This window comes from Pedobacter cryoconitis (assembly GCF_001590605.1).
Lineage (GTDB): Bacteria > Bacteroidota > Bacteroidia > Sphingobacteriales > Sphingobacteriaceae > Pedobacter > Pedobacter cryoconitis_A.
Genome location: NZ_CP014504.1, coordinates 654,169 through 668,828, shown reverse-complemented (window position 1 = coordinate 668,828; position 14,660 = coordinate 654,169). Strand labels below are relative to the sequence as shown.

Below are 14,660 nucleotides of genomic sequence, written 5' to 3'. Positions count from 1 at the left end.
TAAAAAGCATATGAAATATACGACAAAGGCTACCCTAACATTCCTTCTGCTGATGGCGTTTGTGGGTACTGCAACAGCAGCTTTAGCACCTTTTACCATTACAGGTAGTATCAAAGGATTGCCGGAAGGCACAAAATTAAACCTCGTTCCTGGCGCTACTCATACCGATGAAAAACCAGTTGCAACGGCAACAGTTTTAAAAGGACAGTTCATTTTTAATAGTAAAGTGGACGGTATACGGTTCTTCTCTATTCAGGTAGAAGGAACTCCGGGTGCAACGTCACTGATGGTGGAGCCTGCTAAAATCAACTTTCAGGCAGTTGCTACGCTGAAAGGTGATGGTCAAAACGAGTATTATGAATTTACTGATGTGGTAGTGAAAGGTAGTGCGGCACAGTTGCTGTACCTTAAAAAAGTGGCGCCAAAGTATATGCTCGATTCCCTTTATAAAGCCAATAATGAAGCGGGCAAAGGATTTATGGATCAGGTGAACAAAGCATATCAGGCCAAGGATACAGTTTTGGTGAAACAGCTGAAAGAAACTGCTGCATGGAAAAAGATTGCGGACAATGAATCTGCATTCTTTAAACTTGCTGAGCAAAGCCTGGCAAAAGCAGTCAGTGACAACAAGGACAGCTGGTGGGGGCCGTTTTTAGCCCTGGAGCTTTACAGCTATTATACACCAAAAGATAATACTATGTATGCTGCTTTCCCGAAACAGGCCAAAGACAGCTATTACGGAAAAATACTTGGTGAATTGATCAATCCGGTTGGTTTTACAGGTAAGTCTGCTCCTTTGTTAGACCTGAAAAGTAATGGAACTTTAACAAAGGATCTGGCTGCTTTAACCAAAGGACATCAATATGTGCTGGTTGATTTCTGGGCCTCGTGGTGTGTGCCATGCCGTAAGTCTATCCCCCATCTCAAAAAAACTTATGCGGATCTGAAAGACAAGGGCCTGCAGATTGTGAGTATTTCTATTGATAAAAAAGAAGCAGACTGGACAAAGGCGCAAAAAGAAGAGCAATTGCCTTGGCCAAGCTTCCTGGACAATGGGGGTACTTCAGCCGCATGGAAAATACAAGCCATTCCGGCAATGTTTTTACTTGATGAAAAAGGGATAGTTATTGCCGAAAATCTGAGCCTTGAAGAAATGCTCGCTAAAATGAAATTATAAAGACCCCTAACATTTAACAATACAAAGATGAAAAATTTTAAAAAAGCATTCGCAATATTGCCCTTCGCAGCAGTAATGATCTGCTCTGGCGCACAAAGCTTTGCTCAAAATGGAAAATACCTTTTGAAGGGAAATATTCCCGTTGCATCTGGTAAGATTTACCTGGAGCATGAGCTGAACGGCAATCCTGTTAAAGTCGATTCTGCTCAAGTGGTCAATGGTAAATTCGTATTCAAAGGATCGGTAAAATCCCCGGATTTTTACAGTTTAAATACTAAAGGCCTGAAATACCCTATTCAGTTTATCCTGGAGAATTCGGCTATTACTGTAACGAAACCGGCAGACAGTCTTGCCAGCGCTGAAATCAAAGGATCTTCAGCTCAGGAGGTATACCAAAGTTTTTACAAAGGCCCATGGAAAGAAATTACCACAATAGCAGGTGGTATCTATGACAGGCTCGATAAAGCGGAAAAAGCCGCCAAAGCTGCCGGAACTAAAGTAGATTCTTTAACACGTGCCGGATTTGACAAGGAATTTGCAGACCTGGATAAAAAAAATCAAATCGCAGTAAAAGAATACGTCAATCAGCATTCTTCCTCTGCCGGAACTGCAGCAATTATTTACGACCGTTTTATCGGCTATCCAAACTTTCCTGTCGCCAGGGAACTGTTTGCGGGTTTAACGAAAGAAGCCCAGCAATCTGCTATAGGTGACCTGATCACCAAAGCACTGGCAACGGATGCAAAAACGGCTAAAGGTAAGGCTGCTCCGGCAATTAGTATGTCTAACAAGGATGGTAAGATCGTTCATTTGTCAGATTTTAAAGGCAAATATGTACTGATTGACTTCTGGGCAAGCTGGTGTGGCCCTTGCAGAAAAGAGAATCCTAACGTGGTTGCTGCTTATAAGAAATACCATGATAAAGGCTTTGAAATTCTGGGCATCTCTCTGGATTCAAAAAAAGATGCGTGGCTGAAAGCCATTGAAGCTGATGGCCTAATCTGGACACATGTTTCTGAACTAAAAGGATGGCAAAATTCCGCTGCCAAAGAATATGGTGTCAGAGCGGTACCAGCCAGTTTCCTTATTGATCCCAATGGCAATGTCGTAGGAAAAGATTTAAGAGGAGAAGAATTAAACCAGACTTTAGCTCAATTATTTAAATAAAAACTGTAAGCTATAAATAAGTATAGCCAGTGAATGCGATATTAAAAGAGCCTGCTCTACACTGCCCCCAAAATAGTGTATTTGGGGCAGTGTAGAGCAGGCTCTTGAGCTGATTGCGTTGTATTTTTACTGCCCGGAAGCAGAGATCTTACCTATTTAAAAGAAGGTATTGCTGAGATAACGATGTTAGTTATTTTTTGGTTTCCATTTCCGGATAACTTAATTCCATTGATTAAGCTTTTAGGGAAAAATATATCAGTCATCACTGTTAAACCATCATCCGCAAAAAGTTCTGCTGAAGCCACATCCAGTATCAGGCTGATTCTGGCATTTATTGCAGTAGCTATTCTTGGCGCACTGTGCTTTTTTGCGAACCCTTTTTCAAAGTCAGCAGCACCAGAATGAGTTCTGTCAATATAGTATGTTTTTGTTTGATGATCATAACCAACCAGCAGCTTTTGCCCTTCTTTATTACTCAGCACAACCTGAATACTTTTAGTCGTATTAAAGGTAAAGTCCAGCTTTAACCTTCCATGGAGATCTTTAGCATAAGCAGACAACTCAATTTCCTTATGGAGCGTTAAAGCTTGTTTTTTATAAACTGGTCTGAGCTGTGCATTCATTTCTTTTACCGGGACAGACCGCAAGTAAAAATCGCCTGCTTTCTCTTCCAGAGACAGATCTCTGGCAATTGTTGTCGCACCTCTCCAGTTCTTTGTGGGTACCACGTTTGCATATTGCCAGTTGTTCATCCAGCCAATAAAGATTTTCCGTTTACCAGTATTTGACCAGGTTACGCCAGCATAGTTGTCTGTTCCATAATCTATCCATTTCTCTGCTTTGGAACCTGGTACAAACTTATTACCGTCAAAATCACCTGTGAAATATTGGGTCGCTGATCCTCCATTTGGCCCTCCGGGATTGATACTGACTAAAAGTACCCAAACGGTTTTGCCATTATGTTCCAGTGGAAAAAGGTCCGGGCATTCCCATACCCCTCCATGTGCACCAAGATTTGCACCAAAATCACTTTCTCTTTTCCAGTCCTTTAAATTTGCTGAGGAATAGAAAGTTATCCTGTCTTTTGTAGCCAGGGTCATGATCCATTTTTTACCGGCCTCATACCACATTACTTTTGGATCTCTGAAATCGCTTATCCCGGGATTTGGAAGCACAGGATTTCCTTTATATTTTGTCCAGGTTTTTCCTTCATCATTACTATATGCAATACTTTGATACTGGTGCAGCCCTGTTTTAGCCTCCTCTATCTTTTGATTGTGATGCGTAAATATCGCAATGAAAGCATTTTCTCCAAAACCTGCTGTATTGTGCTGATCAACAACGATACTACCAGAAAATATCATCCCTAAACTATCCGGATAAAGTGCAATAGGTTTCTCCTCCCACTTCAAAAAATTGTTGGTGGTGGCGTGGCCCCAATGCATTGGCCCCCATGTGGTACCATCAGGATAATATTGAAAGAAAAGATGATAAGTCCCATTGTAATAAACCATTCCGTTTGGATCATTCATCCAATGGGCTTTTGGAGAGAAATGGAACTGCGGTCTGTATTCTTCTTGCTGAACAGATTGAGCTATAGATTGAGTTGAAATCGTAGCAAAGGATAAAAGTAGCAAGGGTAATATATGGCTGATTTTCATATGATAAAGATTGCTTAATGTAAATTAATTTAAATGTTCGGCGTAATACTTCTGAACATTGAGCTGACTACCAGCCATTATTTTGTTTGTATACACCGCCGCTAAAGTTAATCTGATTTAAAGGAATAGGAAAGTATTCATCTCTGCCGCCTGTAAATCTGGCATCACCAAGGTGTGCAACCCTAGATTTTTCAATATTGAAATAAGCATTCATCGTCTGGGAAGCCATTCCCCATCTCACCAAATCAAAGAAATGATAACCCTCTGTAGCAAATTCCAGTCTTCTTTCAAACCTCAGGGCCTGCCGCGCATACTCAGGTGTCCAGTTACAATTCACCCCTGGTTGGTAAAGCTGTACATTATAATTGGAAGTTGCATTTCCACTGGCATTTTTTAGCAGGGTTTTACTTGCATTAGCCCTGTTTCTAAGCTGATTGATCAGGGGTACAGCTTCAAAAGGTCTGTTTAGCTCTATGAGTGCTTCGGCCTTCCAAAGCAATACATCTGCGTAACGGATAACTGCCCAGTTTTTAGAACTGCCAATAAACGGCGGAACTTTTTGAAAAGATGGATCATCAGGCAGCACAGCTTCTTTCATACTGGCAAAGGCATCATAAATTGCAGGAGCACGTGCCCAGGAACGCTGAAAAACAAAAGCAGACTTATATTTAAACGGTGCACCTGGTTTGGCTACCGTATGATCTAAACGCGGGTCAAATGAGCTGGTCTGAAAATCCAAAGCTGCTGCAGCATCAGTATTATTGTAAGTAGTAAATAACGGCAATCCATTGGGATCTGTTTTAAAAGCATTAATCAAATCATGACTCGGAATATTAAAACCACAGCATCCGTATTCCTGGTTCATTGGATAGTTCAAAGCATGCCCGTAATCTAACCTGCCTTTTGGTGTGCCATCATCTTTTGAGTATTGAATAGCAAATACAGATTCCGGTTTATTGTCCCCTGCTGACAGAAAGTTACTGGCATAATCAGTATTCAAGCTGAATTTACCAGAAGCAATTACCTCATCACAAAGTGTATTTACCTCATTTAATTTAGCAGCGTCAATTCCACTCACGCTATTATTCTCTCCCTGTACATAAGCCTGATACAACAGAACTTTCGCCAAATAGGCCTTTGCTGCATTTTTGCTTACTCTTCCCTGATCTCCCTGATCTACAGGCAGGTCTTTTGCCGCAGCTCTGAAATCATCAGCAATTTTGGTCCAGAGGGCATCATTGCTCAATGCCTTATTCGAAATGGTTGCATAGTCAGCTTTTTTTGTATTCTGGTCAATATAAGGCACGTATTTAAAAAGAATTTTCAACAGGAAATAAAAATGTCCCCTTAAAAATCGCAATTCTGCCTGGCGTTGTACTTTATTCGGATAAGCACTTTCGGCCACGCCATCCATTTTTATCAGGGCGTCATTCGCTCTTCCAACGCCGATATACAACCTGAACCATAATTGATCAAGAAGTGCATTATCCGGTCTGTTCAATGAAAAGGTTTCGAACAAATGGAACTCAGAAAGATCTCCGGGGCCATCACCACCTTTGTAAGTATCCCCACCGCGTACGCTTCCATAAGGCCACATACTAGAATAGGGTGAGGTATAGTGGTCATTACCAAGAGCGGAATAGGCCGCTATTACCATTTTATCAATATTTTCAGGAGTACTGAGATCCTCTCCTGAAACCACGCCTTGCGCTGGTTCGTCCAGTGCTTTTTCACATGAAGAAAGTATCATGCAGGAAAAAACAAGTAGGTAGAATATTTTCTTCATCTTCTTTATAGCTAAGATTTTATAATGTGATATTTAAGCCAATGGTTCCAACAATGGGTACAGGAAATCCGTAATTTGGAATTTCCGGGTCCGTCCCTGTAAATGACTTGCTTTTAATAGTGAATAAATTACTGCCCTGAATATAAACCCTTAGATTCTGTATTTTCATATTCAGCGCCTTTTTCAGGTTAAAACCAATCTGCAGATTTCTCAACTTCAGGTAGGAACCGTTCTCAATGAAATAAGTTGAAGATCTGCCTTCATTGTTACGGTCTACCAGCGTTAAAGCAGGTATAGTAGAATTTGGATTAGCTGGCGTCCAGGCATCAAGCGTTCTGCTTCCCCAGTTGGTCCCGGTCCATAACGAAGAAAAATCAGTATAGGTCTTAAACTCGTTCATCACATCTACGTTTATCGCCTGAAGGAAAAAACTCATGTCAAAGTTTTTATAAGTAAGTGATACGTTTAAACCGTAAGTAAATTTAGGACTGTTACTGCCGATAAAATCCCTGTCCAGATCGTTAATTACGCCATCACCATTCAGATCCTTGTATTTAATCCGTCCCAACCCTTTTCCTGGTTGACTGGCATAGGCATCCACTTCTGCCTGAGAGGTAAACAACCCATCTGCGACATAACCAAAGTAAGAATTGATGGGCCTTCCAAGTACATTTTTATCTGTACCATTTCCTGGATAGGAAGCTAAAACATCCTTAGGTAAATAAGTTACCTTATTTCTATAGAGAGAAAAATTACCAGTCAGATTGAAACTGAAGTCACTTCCAATTTTATCTTCATAGCTAATGATCGCATCGAGCCCCTTATTTTGCAAGGAAGCACCGTTGCTATAGCTGTTACCACCGTCACCAAGTACGGCCAGGTAACCCGGACTGATCAGGATATCTGAAGTCTTTTTGATAAAATAATCAATTGATCCGGTAACCTTATTGTTCCAAAGGCCAAAGTCAACACCAAAATTAGACTCTTTCAACGATTCCCATTTCAGCTTGTCATTCCCTTGCTGAATTGAAGTAAAACCAGAAGGAAGCTGACCAGTACCTGCCCCTTTAATATCATATGCCGTCCCACGATCAAAATCCCATGTTGGATCGGTACCATAAATAGCTGAATACAGAGAAAGCGTTGCATTGTTTGGAATTTCCTGATTTCCTGAACGGCCCCAGCCGTATCTAAGTTTCAGATCAGAGAACAGACCAAGATCCTTTATAAATTTCTCCTCACTCAATCTCCAGCCCAGCGAGAATGCGGGAAATATTCCATAACGGTTTTCTTTACCGAAACGCGAAGACCCATCTCTTCTTAAAGTAACAGATGCAATGTATCTATCGTTATAACTGTAATTGGCTTTTCCGAAATAGGATAATAATGTGTTTCCTGCACCACTCCCACCATTCAGCGTATTTGTTGTGCCTGCATTAAGATAGGCATAATCAATATTTTCAAGCGCAAGGCCTTGTCTGCTTGCAGAGAATTCCTGGTTAATGTTTTTAATGTATTCCTGCCCAAGCAAGACTTCAATATTATGTTTTTCACGGGTGACCTTATAATTTAAGGTATTCTGCCAGATCACATTACCCTGATAGGCTTGAGAATTGCTCACCTGGTTAGCCGGATCAGATAAAAAGCCAGAAGTATATGATTTTTTAAGTAACCTCTGGTAAGTACCATTATAATCTACTCCAAAATTGGTTCTGAAGTTTAAGCCTGGAATAAGCTGGTAATCTGCATATGCATTTCCGAAAAGCCTGAAGAAATTAGCGCTATTCTGTGTATTGTCCTCAATTAGCCTTACAGGATTCTGTCTATCGGTCATCCCTGCAGCAGGGCCGCCCCAACCACCTGTTACCGTATGTACAGGAACAACCGGCTGTTGAACAAGCGAGGCAAAAAGAATGTCGCTCGATGGAATAAGTGCATTTTTAATATAGCTCAACGAAAAATTCTCACCAACTTTCAGTTTGTTATTCAGGTAACTATAATCAGAATTAAATCTTGCCGTATATTTCTGACTTCTTGATTTCCTGACAATCCCTTTGTTGTCATAATAACCAATTGAAAAAAGGCTGTTTCCCTTTTCTCCGCCATTGGAAACTGTGGCATCATAAGACTGAATTATTGAATTTTGAGAAATTTCATCAAACCAGTGCGTATCTGCAGGCTTCATAGTTTTAGCAGCATCAATGTATTCTGGAAAAATTACGCTGTTTAATACCGGGTTGTTAAAATTATTATTCCAGTTATATTGATAGATCTGGTTGTTATTAGGATTGACCTTATCATTGACAGAGGCTTGCCAGTAAGCTCTTCCCCTTTCTTCTGCATTCAGGGTTTTTAATTTCGTCGCATAATTCTGGATGGAAGCAGAGGCATTAAAATCAACCTTGGAGTAACCCTTCTTTGCCTTTTTTGTGGTAATAATAATAACTCCATTTGCAGCTCTTGAGCCATATATCGTGGCTGACGATGCATCTTTAAGCACTTGAATAGATTCTATATCGCTTTGATTGAGCTGCTCCATACCATTTTTGGTTGGAATGCCATCTATAACATACAAGGGATCGTTGTTACCTAAAGTACCAATTCCACGAATTCTGACAGTTGCCTGCCCGGTTGGTGAACCATCTGTCGTAATCAGTACGCCAGGTACACGGCCTTGAAGTGACTTCACTGCATTTCCAGATGGAATATCCTTAATTTTAGCAACATCAACAACATTTACTGCGCCGGTTATATCTTTCCTGCGTTCTTTTTGATAACCCGTTACCACAACCTCGTTGAGCTTGTTGATCGAAATCCCTAATTTGATCTTTAAATTGGCAGATTCTGCATTTATCGGATAGGTTAATGGATCGGCACCGATATAAATAAACCGTAAAGACTGCCCGGCAGTTACTTCGATTCTAAATGCACCATTAGCATCTGTCCTTGTAATTTTCTGTGTACCGACTATAACAACAGTAACTGCTTCCAGGGGAACGGACTCGCTATCGGTAACGACTCCGCTGACAGATTTGGTCTGGCCCAATGCCAAGCCAATCGCCACCAGGACAAAAAGCCAGGTGAGGTAAAATTTTCTCATAAGATTTATAATTTGGTTTAATTTTTAATGCATTACAATTCCAGTTTCTATCTGTTCCAAAGACTGACCTTTTGTTTCAGGCATCATTCTCCAGACAAATATTAACTGTAATACCATCATCGCACAGAAGAAGAAAAAGATATTAGCACCGCCAAAGGATTCTGCCAGATAAGGAAAACAGAATGCAATCAATGCTGCCATGACCCAATGCGTAGAGCTTCCAAGCGTTTGCCCTTTTGCGCGTACCTGGTTTGGAAAGATCTCCGAAATGAAGACCCAGATTACCGCACCTTGCGAAAAAGCAAAAAAAGCAATAAAAAGCATCACATAGATTGGAATCTGAAACCCACTGGATTTTGCGCCTAAAAAAGTAAATGCAATGAGTGCCAATGAAACAATCAATCCAATAGATCCGATTAACATGAGTGTTCTTCTGCCTACTTTATCAATGATATTGATGGCCAGCAATGTAAAGATGAAATTGACCATACCAATACCAACCGTAGAAAGCAGCGAAGAATGTGCACCCAGACCAGCCATTTCAAATATTCTTGGCGCATAATAAATAATCGCATTAATGCCCGAAACCTGGTTGAAAAAAGCAAATAAAACGGCTAGCATGACTGGTTTGTTATACTTACCGGAAAAAAGCCCATCTGCTGATTTATTCTGCTGAATGTCTAAACCGGATTTCTGAATTGAAGCAAGTTCTTCATTGCAGTTTAGCGGATTGATGATTCTGAGGATTTCCAGCGCCTTTTCTGTCGCTCCTCTTTTAAGGATTAACCAGCGGGGACTTTCCGGAATAAAATAGATCAGTACCAAAAAGATAATGGAAGGGAATGCCTGCACACCAAGCATCCATCTCCAGGACGCTTCTCCTCCCTGGCTTAAAAGATAATTTGAAAGATAAGAGATCAGGATTCCAAGTACTACATTGAACTGAAACAAGCCTACCAGTCTGCCTCTGCGGTGCGCGGGAGAAACTTCAGATATATAGATAGGTGCGGTAACTGAAGAAATCCCTACACCCAGTCCTCCCAGAAATCTAAATGCTAAAAATACATGCCAGTTATCTGCTAAAGCAGTTCCCAGCGAAGAGAGCAGATAAGCTGCCGCAACAAAGTATAAAGTGTTTTTTCTTCCAAAACGATCTGATGGTTTTGAACCGATAAGAGAGCCAATAACAGTTCCTATAAGTGCAATAGAGATCGTAAGACCGTGAGCAAAAGCAGAAAGATTCCAGAATTGCTGAATTGATTTCTCTGCACCAGAAATCACAGCAGTATCAAATCCGAACAGAAAGCCGCCAAGGGCTACGACCATGGACCAAGCCAGGACGGAATGTTTTTTCATAAAGAGTTTATTATTGGTTGTGGAGTGTAAGTTGCCTAAAACCACAGCTCATTAACATCAAATTTGTTTCAAAAACATACAAATTATCAACAATAAACAAAACATTGATATTCAGTCATTTAAATGATTTATAATGTTAAATAAAATCCAGACTTATGTTTTTGAAACATTCATTTTATACTTTTGATACATTACGTTCCAATTGTTCTCTCCCGTCAAGGCTACTTATCTTCTAACCCATGTCTATTTTCTCTACCTTTAATAGAAATTGTTAAAAGCAGGATCTAACCAAATAAATTTTGCTCAGGTAAATCCAGTTCATATCAACTGATAACTATGGTTCAAAAACATCTCTTGCTAGCCAGGATATTTATTTTAGTCTTACTGAGTGCGCTCCTTTTATCGTGCGGAAAAAAGAAAAAGAAAGATCCTGAATATGTAATCGCATTTTCTCAATGTGTAGGCTCCGATTTATGGCGAAGAACCATGCTGGAAGAAATGAAAATGGAGCTTTCACTTCATCCCGATGCTAAATTAATTTACAGAGATGCGAACAACAGCAGCGAAAGGCAAGTTAAACAGGTCAAAGAAATGCTTGACCAAGGAATTGACCTCCTTATTATCTCTCCAAATGAGGCCAACCCTCTTACACCTATTGTAGAACAGGCCTATAATAAAGGTATTCCGGTGGTTATCATTGACCGTAAAATATCTTCATCCTCCTATACCGCTTATGTTGGTGCCGATAATTATCAGATTGGTAAGATGGCTGGTGAGTATGTAGGCTCTTTACTTGCCGGAAAGGGAAATATTATTGAAATTATGGGGCTGCCGGGATCTTCTCCTGCAATTGAGCGGCAAAAAGGATTTTCAAAAGGACTGGAAAGATTCAAAGGGATCAAAATCTCTGCACAAATTTATGGAGACTGGCTAAAGCCCAACTCAGAAAAGCAACTCTTGAAATTTAAAGAAGCACTGACTTACACAGACCTTATTTTTGCGCATAATGATCAAATGGCTTCAGGCGCAAAAGAGGTACTCCAACAGCTCGGCTTAACGAAGAGAATTAAAATTATTGGTATAGATGCACTGCCCGGAGCAGGTGGTGGACTGCAGATGATTGACAGTAAAGTAATTAATGCAAGCATGTTATACCCTACCGGGGGTAAAGAGGCTATTTCTACTGCTTTCAAAATACTGGGCAAAGCATCTTTTGATAAAGAAAACATACTGCCTTCATTGGTTATTGATTCATCAAATGTTCAACTGATGAAAATGCAGTGGAATAAATTCAGCAGCCAACAGCAGGATATTGAACGTCAGCAGACCTTATTGGAAGAGCAACGGTCTCTTTTTGATAACCAGCAGTTTATTTTAAACATTATAGTGATTGCACTGGTACTTTCTTTTGTATTTGGTGGTTTAGCTTTCTTCTCCCTTCAGGAAAACAGGAAGATCAATAAAAAACTGGAGGCCAATAACCTGGAAATCTTAAATCAGCGTAACCAGCTGATCGAGATGTCAGAGAAAGCAAAAACAGCTACTGAGGCCAAACTCAATTTCTTTACAAATATTTCGCATGAATTCCGTACCCCATTAACATTGATACTTTCGCCCCTGGAAGATCTGATTAAAAATGAAAAAATAAATGCACTGGCCGGGCAAAACTTAAAATTGATTCATAAAAATGTATTCAGATTGCTCAGGCTCATTAATCAGCTGATCGAATATCGAAAAATAGAACTTGATAAAATGCGTATAAAGGCATCAGCAAATAAGCTGACTGATTTTGTGAATGAAATACTGGAAAGTTTTCAGCACAGCGCAAAAAAAAGAAATATAGACCTTAGGCTGATCTCAACGGAAAAAGATATTGTAGTATGGTTTGATGCAAATATGTTAGACAAGGTGATCTTTAATCTCTTATCCAACGCCCTTAAATTTACCACTGCGAATGGAACAATACATTTAACCATCAAGCGTCAGGACCGTTTTATAGCCATAGAAGTTAAAGACAATGGAACTGGAATGGAGCCCGAGGAGGTTAATCATATATTTGAGCACTTTTATCAGGCCGAATCAAATGTTGCAAGAGGATCTGGATTAGGCCTGTCCTTATCCAAAGAACTGATGAAACTTCATCATGGAGATTTAATAGTAGAAAGTAAAAAATGGTATGGTACGACCTTTACTATAAAATTATTAACCGGGGAAGATCACTTCAGCGTAAAAGAGAAATCCGTTGAACCTTTGCTCAAAGAGGAACTGCATGAAAATGCAAAAATTTATACCACAGATTTAGAGGAGCACAGAGAACAAAAAAGCAGTGACGCGCTCAGACAACTGAAAGAACAATCTATATTGATTATTGAAGACAACTCTGACCTGCTTTATTATCTGGGAGATAAATTTGACGATGAATATGAGATATTCATCGCTAATACAGGAGAAAGTGGTATCACTTCTGCCTATGAGCAAGTACCAGATCTGATTATTTGTGATGTTGTTCTTCCTGACCTTTCAGGCAGACAAATTTCAGAAAAGCTTAAATCCGATGTCCGTACCTCACATATACCGATCATTCTGTTAACAGCCCAAGACAGCCTCGAGCAGCAGATAAACGGTATTGAAAGCATGGCAGATGCTTATATTATCAAGCCATTTAATTATAATTATCTCCTGGCCAATGTCAGGAATCTGCTAAAAAACCGATTGTTGTTAAAGTCTCACTATACAAGCGATATCAGTTCAATTGCTAAACAGCCCATTTCCAAAAGTCTGGATAAGAAATTTATCAATGATTTTTCTGGCCTTGTAGAACAGAACCTGGGTAATGAAAACTTCAGTGTTGAGCAGATCAGTAAGACTTTAGGGGTTTCGAGAGTTCAGCTCTATAGAAAAATAAAAGCTTTACTGGATTGTAGTGTAAACGATTATATACTGAACAGGAGATTGAAGAAAGCAAGGTATCTATTGACCAATGAAAGATATAGTATAGCAGAAATCACCTATATGGTTGGCTTTTCTTCCCCAAATTATTTTTCTACAGTCTTTAAATCAAAGTATGGAATGAGGCCAAGTGAATTCAAAAGGAATCAAACAACGAACCCATAAAATTCAACCCGTGCTTTAATCAGCAACAAAAATCAGGTAACAGCAGAGCCTGATGCTTATTTCATCATTCGGTTAAGCTCCTGCAAAAGAATTCCCTTTTCATCATTACTATATTCCCAGAACATCACCCCTGCTAGTCCCTGATCTTTCAAATATTTACATTTGTACCGGATCGACCATTCATCTTCAAAAGTAACAAACTGTTGATTATGAGGATTGAATAAGTATGCAGCTTTAGCAGTTGTGTCCCTGTGGTATTGGAATTGTCCTGAATTGATGAGACTGTCTTTTATATCCGCAAAACCTTTGGTACCTACAGCAGATTTAAGTTCTGCTCCGACAGCACTGCGCGCATCAGATTTGATCTGATAAATGTGTCCGTAAAAAGGTATTCCCAATACCATTTTCTCCGGACGTATGCCTTCTTTTAAATACCGCTGAACGGATTGCACAATAGAGTTATTGTTATTGAAAGTTTTCGAGGGATATAGCGGCGCCTGATGAAAGGTTTTTCCCGGAGGATCATTTAGAAAATCATACGCCATTAAATTAATATAATCCAGGTATGCTTGCGCCTTATTCATTTCTGTATGATCCAGAAAATCTTTAGAACAATCTGCTGCTATGGTCAGTACAAGTTTTTTATTAATTCGCTTCCCCAGCTTATTGAGATCTTCTTTTAAAGCCTTTAGCAATAAGGTAAAATTCTGTTTATCTTCAGGTCTGTGAACATTGCCTGCGCCGGGCAGCCCCGGATATTCCCAGTCAATATCAAGTCCGTCAAGTTTATATTTCTCTACAAATGCAACAGCGCTCCTGGCAAATGCCTTTCTGGAAGTATCTGTCAGCGCCATATCTGAAAAATTATTACTGTAGGTCCATCCGCCAACTGAAATAAGGATCTTCAAATCTGGATTTTTAATTTTCAATTTGTTGAGATTTCTTAAATTAACAATATCTGTAGTCGCATTTTTTAAATTGATCCTATTGTTCTTGATATTAGCAAACGCATAATTAAGGTGTGTCAACTTTTCTGGTTTGATCATATTCATATCAACCAAACCATCATAACCTGCTACATAACCGATAATTACATGAGGAGGTTTATTTAAACAACTTGCTTTAAACGTATTGATGCCTAAAAATAAAACAATTAATATAGCCAGTCTGAAAGTATTTCTGATTAAAAATTCTTTCTTATTTACACCTTGAAAAATAGTGCTTGATTGATTTTTCATAACAGAATCATGGATTGTTTAAACTTAAATACAACTATGTTGCCTTTATCAGCAAACCTAC

The 14,660-nt window shown here is 39.6% G+C and carries 8 protein-coding genes; 3 read left to right on the top strand and 5 right to left on the bottom strand.

Features of this window, described 5'->3' with window-relative positions:
* Positions 1-10: 10 nt before the first annotated feature.
* Positions 11-1,177, top strand: a complete 1,167-nt coding sequence (locus AY601_RS02870) for a TlpA disulfide reductase family protein (protein WP_068396154.1) — start codon at positions 11-13, stop codon at positions 1,175-1,177.
* Between the two features lie 27 nt (positions 1,178-1,204).
* A complete protein-coding gene (locus tag AY601_RS02865; RefSeq protein ID WP_068396149.1) occupies positions 1,205-2,344 on the top strand; it encodes a TlpA disulfide reductase family protein in 1,140 nt (379 codons plus the stop codon).
* Positions 2,345-2,496: 152 nt separating this feature from the next.
* On the opposite strand, the gene AY601_RS02860 is transcribed toward AY601_RS02865, so the two are convergent.
* From AY601_RS02860 to AY601_RS02845, 4 genes are all read right to left on the bottom strand, one after another.
* The gene (locus AY601_RS02860; RefSeq protein WP_068396147.1) at positions 2,497-4,005 is read right to left on the bottom strand and encodes a glycoside hydrolase family 32 protein; all 1,509 of its coding nucleotides are present in this window, start codon (positions 4,003-4,005) and stop codon (positions 2,497-2,499) included.
* A 67-nt stretch (positions 4,006-4,072) separates the two neighbouring features.
* Entirely contained in the window at positions 4,073-5,791 is a 1,719-nt protein-coding gene (locus AY601_RS02855) for a RagB/SusD family nutrient uptake outer membrane protein (protein WP_068396145.1), read from the bottom strand.
* A 19-nt stretch (positions 5,792-5,810) separates the two neighbouring features.
* The gene (locus AY601_RS02850; protein WP_068396144.1) at positions 5,811-8,891 is read right to left on the bottom strand and encodes a SusC/RagA family TonB-linked outer membrane protein; all 3,081 of its coding nucleotides are present in this window, start codon (positions 8,889-8,891) and stop codon (positions 5,811-5,813) included.
* A 24-nt stretch (positions 8,892-8,915) separates the two neighbouring features.
* Positions 8,916-10,247 carry a sugar porter family MFS transporter gene (locus AY601_RS02845; protein WP_068396143.1) on the bottom strand — a complete coding sequence of 444 codons (1,332 nt, stop codon included), beginning with the start codon at positions 10,245-10,247 and terminating at the stop codon, positions 8,916-8,918.
* 336 nt (positions 10,248-10,583) lie between these two features.
* Between AY601_RS02845 and AY601_RS02840 the strand changes: the two genes are divergently transcribed.
* Positions 10,584-13,361 (top strand): substrate-binding domain-containing protein, encoded by a 2,778-nt coding sequence (locus AY601_RS02840; RefSeq protein ID WP_068396140.1) that lies wholly within the window; start codon positions 10,584-10,586, stop codon positions 13,359-13,361.
* A 56-nt stretch (positions 13,362-13,417) separates the two neighbouring features.
* Here AY601_RS02840 and AY601_RS02835 read toward each other — a convergent pair whose 3' ends face one another.
* On the bottom strand, positions 13,418-14,599 hold the full coding sequence (locus tag AY601_RS02835) for a glycoside hydrolase family 18 protein (protein WP_068396137.1): 1,182 nt from the start codon (positions 14,597-14,599) through the stop codon (positions 13,418-13,420).
* Positions 14,600-14,660 lie beyond the last annotated feature (61 nt).